This is a genomic window from Corallococcus caeni (assembly GCF_036245865.1).
In the GTDB taxonomy this organism is placed as follows: domain Bacteria; phylum Myxococcota; class Myxococcia; order Myxococcales; family Myxococcaceae; genus Corallococcus; species Corallococcus caeni.
This window is the reverse complement of record NZ_BTTW01000002.1, coordinates 178,109-192,596: the sequence shown is the minus strand read 5'-3', so window position 1 is coordinate 192,596 and position 14,488 is coordinate 178,109. Positions and strand designations below refer to the sequence as shown.

The 14,488-nt window shown below is 71.0% G+C and carries 8 protein-coding genes; 4 read left to right on the top strand and 4 right to left on the bottom strand.

The features are described from left to right. Positions 1-114 precede the first annotated feature (114 nt). Both AABA78_RS08805 and AABA78_RS08800 read left to right on the top strand, forming a co-directional pair. Positions 115-3,243 (top strand): TonB-dependent receptor domain-containing protein, encoded by a 3,129-nt coding sequence (locus AABA78_RS08805; protein WP_338262532.1) that lies wholly within the window; start codon positions 115-117, stop codon positions 3,241-3,243. A 35-nt stretch (positions 3,244-3,278) separates the two neighbouring features. Further along, positions 3,279-4,652, top strand: coding sequence for a beta-helix domain-containing protein (locus tag AABA78_RS08800; protein ID WP_338262531.1), 1,374 nt, complete (start codon positions 3,279-3,281; stop codon positions 4,650-4,652). Positions 4,653-4,724: 72 nt separating this feature from the next. Here AABA78_RS08800 and AABA78_RS08795 read toward each other — a convergent pair whose 3' ends face one another. From AABA78_RS08795 to AABA78_RS08785, 3 genes are all read right to left on the bottom strand, one after another. Continuing rightward, positions 4,725-5,222, bottom strand: a complete 498-nt coding sequence (locus AABA78_RS08795) for a hypothetical protein (protein WP_338262530.1) — start codon at positions 5,220-5,222, stop codon at positions 4,725-4,727. A gap of 124 nt (positions 5,223-5,346) precedes the next feature. Beyond that, positions 5,347-6,447 (bottom strand): metallophosphoesterase family protein, encoded by a 1,101-nt coding sequence (locus AABA78_RS08790; RefSeq protein ID WP_338263574.1) that lies wholly within the window; start codon positions 6,445-6,447, stop codon positions 5,347-5,349. A 119-nt stretch (positions 6,448-6,566) separates the two neighbouring features. Further along, the gene (locus AABA78_RS08785) at positions 6,567-7,943 is read right to left on the bottom strand and encodes a hypothetical protein (protein WP_338262528.1); all 1,377 of its coding nucleotides are present in this window, start codon (positions 7,941-7,943) and stop codon (positions 6,567-6,569) included. A 401-nt stretch (positions 7,944-8,344) separates the two neighbouring features. On the opposite strand from AABA78_RS08785, the gene AABA78_RS08780 reads away from it, so the two are divergent. Both AABA78_RS08780 and AABA78_RS08775 read left to right on the top strand, forming a co-directional pair. Further along, on the top strand, positions 8,345-11,083 hold the full coding sequence (locus AABA78_RS08780) for a protein kinase domain-containing protein (protein WP_370469448.1): 2,739 nt from the start codon (positions 8,345-8,347) through the stop codon (positions 11,081-11,083). Between the two features lie 148 nt (positions 11,084-11,231). After that, positions 11,232-11,789, top strand: coding sequence for a hypothetical protein (locus tag AABA78_RS08775; RefSeq protein WP_338262526.1), 558 nt, complete (start codon positions 11,232-11,234; stop codon positions 11,787-11,789). A gap of 151 nt (positions 11,790-11,940) precedes the next feature. Here AABA78_RS08775 and gyrB read toward each other — a convergent pair whose 3' ends face one another. Beyond that, positions 11,941-14,394: a DNA topoisomerase (ATP-hydrolyzing) subunit B gene (gene gyrB, locus AABA78_RS08770; protein WP_338262525.1), complete on the bottom strand. Its 2,454-nt coding sequence runs from the start codon at positions 14,392-14,394 to the stop codon at positions 11,941-11,943. Positions 14,395-14,488: the final 94 nt, after the last annotated feature.

Below are 14,488 nucleotides of genomic sequence, written 5' to 3'. Positions count from 1 at the left end.
GCGCGCGGGTTCGTGACGCCGAGTTTTCCCGCCGCCGCCACAGACGTCACAAACCCTTCATCCCAATGCCACGGGCGTCGCGTTGAGTGCGCGTCGCTGTCGGCAAGGAGAGCCGTGTTGTCTCGTTCGAACTTCGTGCGCGCCTTCGTGGCGTCACTCGTGCTCATCACCCTGCCTGCCTTCGCGCAGGCGCCCGGCGCGGACTCCACCGCGCCCGCCGCGCCTTCGCCCTCCGCCTCTCCCGGCCAGCAGCCCGCCGGAGAGCTTCCGCCTCCTCCGGGCACGACGCCCGCGCCGTCGCAGCCGGACGGAGCGCTGCCCACCAGCCCCGCGCCGTCGCTGGGCACGCAGCCTGGGAGCGCCGCGAACCCGCAGCCTGTTGCTCCCGCGCAGCCGGGAAGCGCGCCTGCGCAGGCCGCGCAGCCCGTGGATCCTTCGGCTCCGGCCGCCGCGCAGTCCGGCACTCCGGCCGACGGTGCCACTTCTTCCGAGGCCACGGCCTCCGACGAAGCCGCCATGGGCGATGAAGCCGTCGCCGAATCCGCCGCGCCGCCGCCGGGCTTCACCGGCATCTACGGCCGCCTGACGGACGAGGCCAACGGTGAAGGTCTCATCGAGGCCACCGTGAAGGTCGTCACGGGCGCCGACAAGCAGGCCCTCACCGACCTGGACGGCAACTACAAGCTCGCGCTGCCGCCGGGCAAGTACGACCTGCGCGCCTTCTACGACGTGTACCAGGGCCGCCGCATCACGGGCGTCATCGTCACGCAGGGCAAGGCCACGAAGCTGGATGTCGCGCTCAGCGCGGACGTGGGCGCGGTGCAGGAGGTCGTCGTCGAGGCCCGCTCCGACCGCCGCGCGGAAGGCGCCCTCCTCCAGGACCGCAAGAAGGCCGCCGCCGTCTCCGACGCCATCAGCGCGCAGGAAATTGCCCGCACGCCGGACTCCAGCGCCGGTGACGCCGTGAAGCGCGTGGTCAGCGCCACCGTGGTGGACGGCCGCTACGTCCTGCTGCGCGGCCTGGGTGGCCGCTACGCCACCACGCTCCTCAACGGCGCGCTGCTGCCCAGCCCGGAGCCGGACGAGCCGAGCGTGCCGCTGGACCTGTTCCCCACGAGCCTGCTCGCCAACCTCAACGTGGTGAAGAGCTACACGCCGGACCTGCCGGGCACCTTCGGCGGCGGCACGCTCCTCATCGAGACCAACACCTACCCGTCCCAGTTCGAGTTCAAGCCGCGCCTCACCCTGGGCGGCGACACCGTCACCACCTTCCGCGAGCGCAACTCGCAGGCGCAGGGCGGCTTCGGTGAGACGCTGGGCTTCGCCTCCTCCGACCGCGCCCTGCCGGACGCGCTCCCCCGCGACCACCGCCTGGGCGCGGGCGGCGAGTCCGCGCAGCAGTTGGAAGGCCAGTGGGAGAGCTTCACCAACGTCTGGGAGAAGCGCACCACGCGCGCCGCCCCCAACCTGGGCCTGGGCGCGTCCCTGGGTGACACGCTGCGCTTCGGCAACCAGCGCCTGGGCTACCTGGCCACCGTCAACTACGGCCACCGCGACGGCGTGCAGACGGGTGACTTCGCCCGCGCGGCCCGCGACGAGTCCGGCAGCCTCATCTCCCAGGACGTCGCGCGCACCACGCAGGGCTTCTCCACCGCGAACCTCAGCGGCCTGGCCAGCCTGGGCTACCAGTTCGACCGCGACAACGAGCTGACCCTCTTCAGCCTCTACACGCGCGGCACCGACACGCGCACGTACTCCGCCAACGGCAACAACAACGTGCGCGGCGACACCTACGCCAGCACCCGCCTCCAGTTCATCACCCGCGCGCTGTCCTTCACACAGCTGCGCGGCTTCCACCGCCTGGGCCTCCTGGGTGACTCCGAAGTGGACTGGCAGGCCAACGTCTCCCGCGTGGACCGCGACGAGCCCGACACGCGCGACACGCTCTACAGCGCCGCCACCAACGACCCGGACGCGCAGCTGTCCTTCCCCAACCAGCCCAACAGCGGCGAGCGCTTCTTCGCGGAGCTGGGCGAGACGTCCACCGGCGGCAGCCTCAACCTCACCCTGCCCTTCACCTCCGACTTCCGCCTGAAGGTGGGCGGCCTCACGCAGGTGTCCTTCCGCGACTTCAACGCGCGCCGCTTCCGCTACCTGCTCACCGAGGAGCCGGTGGACCGCACCCAGTCCCCCGAGCAGCTCTTCTCCCCGGACAACGTGGGCACCTCCATCACCGTGCGCGAGACGACGCGCGCGGACGACGCCTACAACGCGTTCCTGGGCATCTACGCCGGCTACGTGTCCGCGGACTACAAGCCCGTGGAGCCGCTGCGCCTGGTGGGCGGCGTGCGCCTGGAAGCGTCCTCGCAGGAGCTGACGCTCAAGGACCCCTTCACCGGCGTGGAGAGCGACACCGGCGGCGCGGATCAGCACTACCTGGACGTGCTGCCGTCGCTCAACGCCACCTACGCGCTGTCGCCGGAGGTGAACCTGCGCGCGGGCTACAGCTACACGCTGGCGCGGCCCACCTTCCGCGAGCTGGCGCCCTTCATCTTCTTCGACTTCGTGCGCCGCCGGAACGTGTCCGGCAACCCCGACCTGCTGGAGACGCGCATCCACAACGTGGACCTCCGCGCCGAGTGGTTCGTGGGGGAGAACGACGTGCTGGCCGCGAGCGCCTTCTACAAGCGCTTCCAGAACCCCATCGAGCGCGTCATCCGCAACCCGGACTCGGGCGACCTGGGCTTCGAGAACGCCGCGGGCGCGGACAGCTACGGCGTGGAGCTGGAGGCGCGCACGTCGCTGGCCCGCTTCAGCCCCACGCTGCGCCCGGTGCGCGTGGGCGCGAACCTCACGCTCATCCAGTCGCAGGTGGACCTGGGTGACTCCGCGGTGGTGGGCGCGCAGACGAACAAGGACCGCCCGCTCCAGGGCCAGTCCCCCTACGTCATCAACGTGAACGTGGGCTACGAGCGGCCGGAGAGCGGCACCGAAGTGGCCGTGCTCTACAACGTGTACGGCCAGCGCATCAGCGAGGTCGGCGTGCAGGGCCTGCCGGACGTGTACGAGCGGCCCTTCCACCGCGTGGACCTCAGCCTCACCCAGAAGCTGGGCGCGACGCAGCTGAAGCTGACCGCCGCGAACCTCCTCAACGCGTCCGTCACCCTCCGCCAGGGGGACGTGACGGTGCAGACGTACAAGCCCGGCGTGGCGTTCACCGCGTCGCTCGGCTGGGCCCTGTAGCTCCTCCCATTTCCCCTCCGAAAGGACGCACCGACATGAAGAGCCTCTTTGCCTCCGTCCTCACCCTCTCCAGCCTGGCCCTGCTGGCCGGCTGCGGCGACGACGACAAGAACGACAACACCCCGGACGGCGGCGACCCGCAGGCCACCGAGCAGGACGTGAAGGGCAGCATCACCGGCGACACGACGTGGAAGGCCGGCACGACGTACACCCTGAAGGACTACGTGTTCGTGGAGAGCGGCACGCTCACCATCGAGCCGGGCGTCACCATCAAGGGCGACACGGGCAGCGCGCTGGTCATCACCCGCGAGGCGAAGCTCAATGCGGTGGGCACGGCGGAGAAGCCCATCGTCTTCACCAGCTCGCAGGCGGTGGGGACGCGCGCGGCGGGTGACTGGGGCGGCGTGGTGCTGCTGGGCAAGGCGCGCATCAACGTGGCCGGCGGCGAGAACACCATCGAGGGCTTCTTCGCCACCAGCGGTGACACGCGCACGAAGTACGGCGGCACGGACGACGCGCACGACTGCGGCAAGCTGAAGTACGCGCGCATCGAGTTCGCGGGCTACGAGCTGGCCGAGGACAACGAGCTCAACGGCCTGACGACGGGCGCGTGCGGCAGCGCGACGGACATCGACTACGTGCAGGTGCACAAGGGCGCCGACGACGGCGTGGAGATGTTCGGCGGCACGGCGGGCCTGAAGCACCTGGTCATCACCCAGCCGGACGACGACGGCCTGGACTTCGACCTGGGCTGGCGCGGCAAGGTGCAGTTCCTGGTGGTGCAGCAGAACGCCACCGTGGGCAACCGCGGCATCGAGGCCTCCGGCAACAAGAACGACAACGCCGCGCAGCCGCACACGATGCCGGAGATCTGGAACGCGACGTTCATCGGCTCCGGCCGTCCGGCGGGCACGACCCCGGCGCAGGAGGGCCTGGTGTTCAACACGGGCGCGGGCGGCATCCTGCGCAACGTCATCGTGGCGAGCTTCGCGGACAAGGCGGTCGACGTGGACGGCACGGCCTCCGCGGCGCTGTGGAACGCGGCCACGCCGGAGCTGTCCATCCAGAACGCGTTCTTCTGGTCCAACAAGGGTGACACGGTGTCCATCCCCAACGCGCCGAACCCGAAGAAGGACGCGGCGGGCACGGTGACGGATCCGGACGTGAGCAAGTTCGTGGAGGCGGAGAAGGTGCTGGCCGCGGGCCTGAACAACAAGGTCGTGGACGCGCAGCTGACGGCGGCGCTGAACCTGGACGCCCCGAACTTCGCCCCGGCGGCGGGCTCCCCCGCGCTGAACCCGGACAACGCGGCGACGCCGGGCGCGGGCTTCGACGCCAGCGCGCGCTTCGTCGGCGCGGTGGGCAGCAGCAACTGGCTGAACGGCTGGACTGCGTTCCCGAAGAACTAGCCCTTCGGTGAACACATGACCGCGTGCTCCCGGCAGCGCCGTACGGGGGCACGCGGTCTTCTTTTTTACAGGCTACGACTGGAGGCTCGCCGGCGCGTCGTCCTGCACGGAGTCCGGACCGTTGCTTCCGTCCGTGAAGAGGTTGGCCACCGGGCGCAGCTTGGGGGGACGGCCGCGGCGGCGCGGGGCGTTGTCGTCGTTGCCCGGCGCGGCGTTCACCGGCTCCACCTGGGCCCCGCCCGCCTTGCGCACCGGACGCGGCAGGTGGATGGCCTCCAGCTTCGCGCCCAGCTCCCCGTCGTCCTCCGCGAACACCTTCGCGTACGCCAGCGCGCGCTGGCCCTTCTGGAGCAACGACTCCTGGCTCTCGTTCAGCGCCTGCCTCGCCGCGTCCAGCGCCGCCTGCGCGCGGGCCACCGCCTCCGCCTTCTCCCGCACGTGCGCCGCGGACTCGCCCAGCACCGCCGTGTCCACGTCCGGGAACTTCACGTCCGCCAGGTCCGTGGCGAACAGCTCGAGCAGCGCGCGCAGCGCGGGGGAGATGGAATCGTTCTCGGGGGAATCGAACATGGGCAGGCCTCCTCACAAGGCGTTTGAACGCCGCCTATCTGCCCAGATGTTCAGTGCCCTTTCAAGGGGGTCTTTTAACCGGCCGGAAACTCGGCCCCGCATCCACCGTCAAGGCCCGCGCTGATCAATCCACCCGCACCAGCCCTACGTCCCGCACCCCGGTTGACGGATCCACGTCCACCGCCAGGAAGTGCCGGCCCACCCCGTCGAAGCGCTCCGGGATCGCGCCGCCCCCTCCGGAGATGAACGCCGGGATGCCCGCGTTCGAGAACGAATAGTAGGAGTGGATGTGGCCGTAGAGCGTCAGGTCCACCCCTGCCCTCGCCATCTTCCCCACCAGCCCAGCAGCCTCGTTGCGCATCGCGAAGCCTCCGCCCCGGACGCCAATCGGATCCAACGGGGGAATGTGCATCGCCACCACGTGCACGGCGTCGCGCGCCTCCTCCAGCCAGCCGTCCAGCGCCTCCTCCACCATCGGATCCACCGTGCTGCTGCCGGAGTCCACCAGGCTGAAGTGCACGCCCCGGAAGGTGAAGTGCTGGCTGCCACGGCCCACCAGCCGCTGGTATTCGCGCGCGTCGTCCGAGAAGGTCTCGTGGTTGCCCAGCGTGGCGAACAGCGGGATGCGCGAGTCCGCCTCCAGCCGCTGCTGGAACTCCTCCAGTTGCTCGCGCGTGCCGTACTCCGTCAGGTCCCCCGCGAAGAAGATGAAGCGCAAGGAGGGGTCCTGGTTCAGCCGCGCGTAGATGTCCCCCACCTTCGACAGCGCCTCCTGCACGTCCGCCAGCGCGGCGAAGCGGAACGGCTCGCGCGTGTCCCAGTCCGGCGGCGCCACCGTCAGGCGCGCCGTCGTCCCTGGCCTCAAGGCCACGCGCCACGCCTTCATCGTCGGGTGCGCGTCCGGCAATGCCTCCACCGTCAGCGGCGTGCCCGCTTCGTCCACCGCGTCCAGCACCGCGGCCGGCATCGCGTTGTGCACCGTGAACAGCCAGTCCGTGCGCGCATCGGCTCCAGCGGTGACGCGCGTGGTGAACACCGGCGCCTGGCCCCACAACTCCAGCGTGCCGGATGAGAGCGTCCGCACCGACGCGAGCCCGCCTTCCACCTCCACCGTCAGCGCGTCCGCCTGCGCCTGACCCACGCGCGTGTCGCGCACCGCGCGGTCCTCGCTGGGACGCACGCAGCCCGTGGATAGCAGGGCCGCCGTCAGGCCCAGCGCACCCAGCGCCCGAAGGCCGTGCCGTGAACGTGCGCCCGTGACAGCGGATCCTCTCCCCGCGTTCGCGTGGATCCGCGCCGCCTCGTGCACGCCCCTCCGCACCGCGTCCTGCTCGCGCGCCCCGCTCACGTGTCACCTCCCACCGCGTACACCAGCGCCAGCCGCCCCGTCAGCGCCCCGCCCGCCTGCGCCTCCGCCGCCACGCCCCAGCGCTCCGTCAGCAGCACGCGCCCCCTCAAACCGAACGACCCGATCATCCCGCCGCCTCGGCCCCGGAGCCCTCCCACCAGCCCGTCCTTGCGGTGGTCGTAGAAGAGGACCGCCTCGCCCCGGAGCGGCCCGCCGCGCCCCAGCCACACGCCGTAACCGAACGTGTAGAGCAGCTGGCCGTACAGGTTGTCGTCGTCCACGCGCCCCGGATAGCTGTAGCCCTGGAAGGACAGCCCCACGCCGCCCTCCACGAACGAGCCCGAGAAGCGGGGACCGAAGCGCGCCATCGCGTAGCGCCCCTTGAGCGCCAGCTCCCCGCCTCCCAGCGTGAAGCCCTCCGTCGGATAGCGGTGGTACGTCGCGAAGCCCTCCACATCCAGCGCCGTGCCGTCCCCCAGTCCCAGCATCCGCTCCGGCGCGCCCCACAGCCGGTACGCCGCGCCCGCGCGGATCAACGTGTTGCCCTCGTCCGGCGCCAGCCGCGCGGACGCCTCCAGCCGCACCGCCGACAGCCGCGCCACCGCGCCCAGCGCGAAGAAGTTCCGGTACTCCGCCGACGCGTCGTTCACGTACTGGTAGCCCAGGTCGAACTCCAGCGGCGGCAGCGTGTCCGGCACCCGCCCCGGGTCGAACGCCGGCGACGTCACCGCGTACAGGTTCGCCAGCATCGACAGCGAGAACACCCCCGCCCCCGTCAGCGTCACCGCGTACAGCGGCCCGATGGTCTTGCGCGACGCGCCCGTCAACGCGATGGGCACCAGCCCCGCGCCAATCAACCCCAGCCCTATCGCCTCCGCCGCGAACAGCCCCCGCGCCGTCGCCGGGTCCCCCGCCGACCACGCCCCCAACCCGTGCAGCAGCAACCCGGGCACCACCGCGACCGCCACCGGCAGCGCCTTGAACGGCGGCCTCGGCCCGCTCTCCGTCAGGTGCACGCGAGGCGCCGACACCCGGCCCCCCTCCGGCGCCACCTGGGATGCCGCGCTGGCGCCCTCCGGCGCCACCACGGGGCCGGACTCCGCCGCGGACGCCGTGGGCACCGGCCGGGGCCCGTCCTCCGTCAGCACCCGGGCCATCACCTCCGGCGGCACCACCGACGGCGCGGCGGCCCGGCGCGGCGGCACGTCCCGGGGGATGTCACTGCCGCCCAGCTCGGGGCCGCTCGCCAGCAGTTCGAAGGCGGACAGAAAGCCCCCGCCGTCCTGCGCCCACGCGGCCCCCGAGGCCAGCACCAGCCCCAGCACCACCGCGAAGGTGGCCCGCGCACTCCACACCGGGCGCCCTTGCCCCATGACCGTCGTCTCGCTTCCCTGGGGGCGGCCTTCCAACCCCGCCCCACGCCGGCCCGAAGCCCGGAATGGCGCAGGTGATAACCCCGCCCCCGGAATGCGCTGAACGAAGCAGCGTGAAGAAGTGTGAACAGGCACAACAGTCCGCCTCACGCCCCCACGGCCCCCACCTGGGACGTCCCGTCATCCCCAAGGGCGGTTCCGACCCACCAGGGCGCCCGTGGCAGCCCGTCCAGCACCCGGAGCGAAATCTTCGCATGCCATGCGAGCGCGCCCGGGACTTTCAGCGGAAGACGAGTATGCTGGGGCTTCCCCAATCCCGGCCCCGCCTCCCGCCCGTGGCAGAACCCAGTCCCCAGCAATTCGGCAAGTACGTCCTGGTCTCCAAGCTTGCCGCGGGGGGCATGGCGGTCACCTACCGCGCGCGCATGACGGGCGCGATGGGCGTTACCAAGCCCTGCGTCATCAAGCAGATCCTCCCGCACTTCGTGGACGACCACGACTTCGTGGAGATGTTCATCAGCGAGGCGCGCCTGGTGGCGGGCCTGACGCACGGGAACATCGCGCAGATCTTCGACTTCGGTGAAGTGGACGGGCAGTACTTCATCGCCATGGAGCTGGTGCACGGCCAGCCCCTGTCGAAGGTGCTGCGCCGGGCGTCGCGCGCGGGCATCGGCTTCATGCCGCAGCCCCTGGCGCTGCACATCGCCAGCAAGCTGTGCGAAGGCCTGGACTACGCGCACCGCCACGTGGGCGAGGACGGCCAGATGCTGGGCCTGGTCCACCGCGACGTGTCCCCCGACAACGTCCTCATCTCCTACGAGGGCGAGGTCAAGGTCATCGACTTCGGCATCGCCAAGGCGACGAGCGCCGTGGAGGCCAAGACGTCTCCGGGCACGCTCAAGGGCAAGTACCCGTACTTCTCCCCGGAGCAGGCGCAAGGCAGGCAGGACCTGGACGCGCGCACGGACGTGTACGCCGCGGGCATCGTCCTCTACGAGATGCTCTGCGGCCGGCGCCCCTTCGAGGGCGAGTTCGTCACCGTGCTGCCCCGCATCGTCACCGGCGACTGCCTGCCCCCGTCCGCCATCAACCCGACCATCGGCGAGGACCTGGAGACCATCATCGCGCACGCGATGGCGGTGGACCGCGAGGCGCGCTACCAGACGGCGAAGGACCTGAGCGAGTCCGCGGTGGAGCTGCTCTACCGGGACACGCCCCGCTTCACGCCCACGATGCTGAGCCAGCTCATGACGTACCTCTTCGCGGAGGAGCTGGCCGCCGAGGGACGCAAGGTGGAGCTGCCGCCCGGCTTCAAGGAGCAGCTGGCGGCGTGGCAGTCGCCGGGGTCGGAGCCCTCGCAGGGCCGCGCGCGGCTGCCGTCCAGCAACGGCCGGTCTTCCAGCCCGGGCAACCCCAGCAGCCCCGGCGTGGCCCGCCCGTCCAGCCCGGGCGTGGCGCGGCCCTCCAGCCCCGGCGTGCGCGCCCCCAGCGCGTCCGGCCTGCGCCCCGCGACGGATGGCAGCGCCCCGCGCCGCTCGGCCACCCAGGCCACCGCCGTGCGCAAGAGCACCACCGGCGTGCGCCGCGTGACGCCGGGGGGCACCCGCGAGAACACCGGCACCGGCCGCCGCCCCCTGCCGCCCGAGCTCCCGCCCGAGCCGGACACCGATGGCGGCACCGAGCCCACGGCGATGCCCCGGACGCTGCCCACCCTGGCCGCGCCGCGTGACACGCCGGTGGAGACGGCCATCGCGCCCGAGCCGCCGGAGCCCGAGGAGCAGCAGGCCCCCCGCGCCCGCACCACCGCGGACGACGCGCGCGAGCAGCTGGCCGCCGAGGCCGCCGAGCGTGAGGCCAAACGCGTGAAGCAGGTGCGCCAGCTGAGCATGGTCGCGTTCGGCGTCACCGCCGTGCTCATCGTCATCGGCCTGTTGATCCACTTCCTGTCCCCGGCGGAAGAGGGCGAGGGCTCGGACGCGCCCGTCGTCCTGTGGATCACCTCCAACCCGGCGGGTGCCGCCGTCGTCGTCAACGGCCGGCCGGTGGGGAACACGCCCAGCCGCATCATCGGCGCGGATCAGCGCACGCCCCACACCATCGTCGTCACCCGGCCGGGCTACCGCGCCTGGACGCGGCGCTTCACCCCCAACCAGCCGGAGGTCCACGTCAAGGCGGAGCTGGAGGTGGCGCCCGGCACCACCCAGATGGTGTCGGAGATCCCCACCGCCACCACGCCCGACGCGGGCGCCGAAGCCCCGGACGCGGGCACCGCCGCCGCGGTCGTCGCCGCCACGGCTGCGCCCGCCGAGGACGGCGGCACCGCGACGGAGACGGACGCAGGCCTGGCCTCCAACGACGCGGGGGCCCTGGCCGAGGCGGAGCTGCCCGACCGCGACATGCGGCACGTGGAGTACCCCACGCGCCTGCTGGTGCTGCGCCCCATGTACAACGCGCTGCCCCTGCCGGAGTACCCGACGGCCACCATCGACGTGTCGCCCGGGGCCGCCTACTCGGTGTGGACCGAGGGCAGCGCGGCGCTGGCGGAAGGCGACGGCACCGCGTCCGGCACGCTCGTCTACTACGCGGAAGGCGACCTGCCGGCGGACAACGCCGTGGGCTTCATCAGCAGCGCGCCGCGCACCATCAAGGGCGCGAAGAAGCTCCATTTCTTCGCCCTGGACGACACCGGCCCCGAGGACAACCGCGGCTCCATCCGCGTGCACCTGCGGCAGTCCGCGTACATCCCGCCCCGCTCGGTGCTGTTCGAGGCCGACAAGAACGCCGTGCAGGTGAAGCCCCTGCACCAGATGCTGCTGAAGGGGCTCAACCCGAAGTCCACCTACGCCTTCACCGTGCGCGACGACTTCGCGGAGGTGCGCTCCGGCGCCCAGGGCCGCGTGCACACGGTGCTGTGCGTGGAGAAGGGCCCCAGGGCCGAGTCCGTGCGCAGCACGCACCGCCTCTTCGAGACGGGCAAGCGCTACCAGGTGTCCGGCGTGCAGGACCTGCGCTGCGTCTTCCCCGACCTGCAGCTGGGGGACAACCAGGGCGCGCTCGACTTCGACATCGTCGACGTGACGAACATGTCCCGCAAGGAGCGCGCGGAAGCGCTGCGCGGGGCCAAGAGCTCCGAGCGGTAGCGGCCGGGCAGCCGGGCCCCCGCCTGGGCGGCCGCCCCGAAGGCAGGCGTCTGATCCAACACCGGGCCCACCCTGACGCGCTGCTCCCGCGCTCGGGGGCAGTGCCTACCCTTACGGACATCCACTTCTTCTCCCACGGAGTCCGTCCATGATGCCTGTCCTGTCCTCCACCGGCCTGGTGCTGCACAACCTGGGGCTCGCCGTCGGCTTCGGCGGTTCGCTCTTCGGCAAGGTGGCGCTCAACCCCGCGGTGAAGGTGATTGGGTCCAAGGCGGAGCGCGGTCAGGTGGTGAACGCCGCGTGGAACGGCTTCAACATCGTCAACGCGGCGTCGGTGGGCCTGGCGGCCATCACCTGGCTGGTGGGCCGCTCGCGGCTGACGGGCCGGGAGATCGACCGCACCACGCGCGGGCTGGTCATCGCGAAGGACGTGCTGCTGGGCGCCACCGTGGCGCTGGGCGCGGCCAACATCTTCGGCGGGGCCTTCCTCGCGAAGCAGGCCCCTGAGGGCGCCGTCCCCGTGGAGACGGGCCTGACGCCCACCGCGGGCACGCCGGAGAAGGCCGTGAAGACGATGCGGGCGCTGGACGCGGGCGGCATCGCGAACATCGCCGCCATGGCGGGCGTCATCGGCATCACCGCCATCCTCAACATGCGCGCGGGGGCGTCCTCGCGCTGGTCACTGGTTGCCAGGTTCCTTCCGTAAGGGCTCATGGGGGCCGCCGTGCTGCATCCGCGGCCCGGCTCGAAAAGGATGGGAAGGGCGCGTGGGCGCGGAGCCGAGAAACGGCACCGGGCCCACGGGTCTTTGTACCCGGGGCCCGGCGTGATGCTTCAGGCAGGACGTGCGGTGGACCTCAGATGTCCAGGTTCTGCACGTCCAGCGCGTTGCGCTCGATGAACTCGCGGCGGGGCTCCACCGCCTCGCCCATGAGCAGCGAGAAGATGTCGTCGCTCTCCACCGCGTCCTCCACCCGCACCTGGAGCAGCGTGCGCGTGGTGGGGTTCATGGTGGTCTCCCAGAGCTGCTCCGGGTTCATCTCCCCCAGACCCTTGTAGCGCTGCAGGCCCAGGCCCTTCTGCGCGTCCTTGCGGACCGCGGCCAGCACCTCCTGCACGGAGAACGCCGTGACCTCGCCCGCGTCCACCTGCACGCGATAGGGCGCCTTGCCCAGCGAGTGGAACACCTCGCGCAGGGCGACGAGCTCCAGGTACTCCGGCGAGGACAGGTAGGCGTGGTCGAACACGGACTCGCGCATGGAGCCGTTCACGTCCGTCGTCACCACCAGCTTCTTGGACGCGTGCTCCGCGTCCTGCTCCAGCCGCGTGGACAGCCGGCCCACCACCTCCGGCATGCGCCGCTGGCAGTAGTCGCGCATGGTGGCGAGCTCCGCCTCCACCGCGGCCTCGTCCGCCAGCAGGTCCGCGCGCAGGTTGGTGGCCTGCACCAGCGCGTCCACGATGCGCGCGTCGCGGCGCTTGGCCTGCTTCTCCAGCCGCTCCTCGTAGGTGATGACCTTCTCCAGGAGCGCCTTGAAGTCCGCGCCGCCCAGCTCACCCGCGGGCGTCTTCACCCGGCAGTGCTCCGCGGCGATGCGCAGCAGGTACTCGTTGAGCGCGCGCTCGTCCTTGACGTAGCTGTCCTTCTTGTTGCGCGTGACTTTGTAGAGCGGCGGCTGCGCGATGTAGACGTAGCCCCGGTCGATGAGCTCGCGCATCTGCCGGTAGAAGAACGTGAGCAGCAGCGTGCGGATGTGGCTGCCGTCCACGTCGGCGTCCGTCATCAGGATGATGCGGTGGTAGCGCGCCTTCTCCGGGTCGTAGTCCTCCGCCCCGATGCCCGTGCCCAGCGCGGTGATGAGCGTGACGATCTCGGCGCTGGTCAGCATCTTCTCGAAGCGCGCCTTCTCCACGTTCAAAATCTTGCCGCGCAACGGGAGGATGGCCTGGTTGCGCCGGTCCCGGCCCTGCTTCGCGGAGCCACCTGCGGAGTCACCCTCCACGATGTACAGCTCGCTCTCGTGCGGGTCGCGGCTCTGGCAGTCCGCGAGCTTGCCGGGCAGGCCGCCGCCGTCCAGCACGCCCTTGCGGCGCACCGTCTCACGGGCCTTGCGCGCGGCGATGCGCGCGCGGCACGCGTCGCCAATCTTCACCACGACCTTCTTCGCGAGCGGCGGGTTCTCCTCCAGGAAGGTGGCGAGCTGATCATTCACCATCTGCTCGACCAGGCCCTTCACCTCGCTGTTGCCCAGCTTCGTCTTCGTCTGGCCCTCGAACTGGGGGTTGGAGAGCTTCACGGAGATGACCGCGGACAGGCCTTCGCGCGCGTCCTCGCCGGTGGGCGTCTCCTTCAGGTCCTTCCAGAGGCCGCCCTTCTCCGCGTAGCTGTTGAGCGTGCGCGTGAGCGCGGCCTTGAAGCCGGACAGGTGGCTGCCACCCTCGTGGGTGTTGATGTTGTTGGCGAAGGTGAAGATGCGCTCGTCGTAGCCATCGTTCCACTGCATGGCGATTTCGAGCGACACGCCCTCGCGCTCCGACTTGATGTAGACGGGCTTGTCGTGCAGCGCCTCCTTCGCCTTGTTGAGGTACTCCACGAAGGAGGAGATGCCGCCGTCGAACTTGAAGTCGTGCTCCTTCTGGGTGCGCTCGTCGCGGATGGTGATGTGCAGGCCCGCGTTGAGGAACGCCAGCTCGCGCAGGCGCTGGCTGAGCGTCTCGAAGTTGAAGTCCACCGTCTCCATGACCTGCGAGTCCGGCTTGAAGTGGATCAGCGTGCCGACCTTGTCCGTGGTGCCCACTTCCTGCGGGGAACCGTTGGACACGCCGCGCGCGTAGGACTGTTCGTAGACCTTGCCGGCGCGCTGGATGCGGACCTTGAACCACTCCGACAGGAAGTTCACGCAGGTGACGCCCACGCCGTGCAGGCCGCCGGACACCTTGTACGCGCCGTTGCCGAACTTGCTGCCGGCGTGCAGCTCCGTGAGCACGACCTCCAGCGTGTCCTTGCCCTTGAACTTGGGGTCGGGGTGCGGGCCCACGGGGATGCCGCGGCCGTTGTCCTGGACGCTGAGCGAGCCGTCCACGTGGATGATGACCTCGATGTCCGTGCAGTGGCCGGCCAGGGCCTCGTCCACCGAGTTGTCGACGACCTCGTAGACGAGCTTGTGGAGCCCGTAGGTCATCGTGTCGCCGATGTACATGCCAGGGCGCTTGCGGACGGCCTCCAGCCCTTCGAGCTTGGTGATGCTGTCCGTCCCATACTCGGCGGGCGGCGCGGCCAGCGCGGCGCCGGTAGCGGGGGTCTTTTCCATGTGAAGCGTGTCCTTGGGAAAGGCTGCCGTTGCGACAGGGCTGTGCCTGCTGTGCCTACCACCACCGGGCATCCCGGACAAGGTTCGGGAGCCC

Excerpts from the sequence above, each read along its gene's own strand:
- AABA78_RS08780 (WP_370469448.1), top strand. The coding sequence starts at position 8,345 with ATGGCGGTCACCTACCGCGCGCGCATGACGGGCGCGATGGGCGTTACC.
- AABA78_RS08800 (WP_338262531.1), top strand. The coding sequence starts at position 3,279 with ATGAAGAGCCTCTTTGCCTCCGTCCTCACCCTCTCCAGCCTGGCCCTG.
- AABA78_RS08775 (WP_338262526.1), top strand. The coding sequence starts at position 11,232 with ATGATGCCTGTCCTGTCCTCCACCGGCCTGGTGCTGCACAACCTGGGG.
- AABA78_RS08795 (WP_338262530.1), bottom strand. The coding sequence starts at position 5,222 with ATGTTCGATTCCCCCGAGAACGATTCCATCTCCCCCGCGCTGCGCGCG.
- AABA78_RS08785 (WP_338262528.1), bottom strand. The coding sequence starts at position 7,943 with ATGGGGCAAGGGCGCCCGGTGTGGAGTGCGCGGGCCACCTTCGCGGTG.
- gyrB (WP_338262525.1), bottom strand. The coding sequence starts at position 14,394 with ATGGAAAAGACCCCCGCTACCGGCGCCGCGCTGGCCGCGCCGCCCGCC.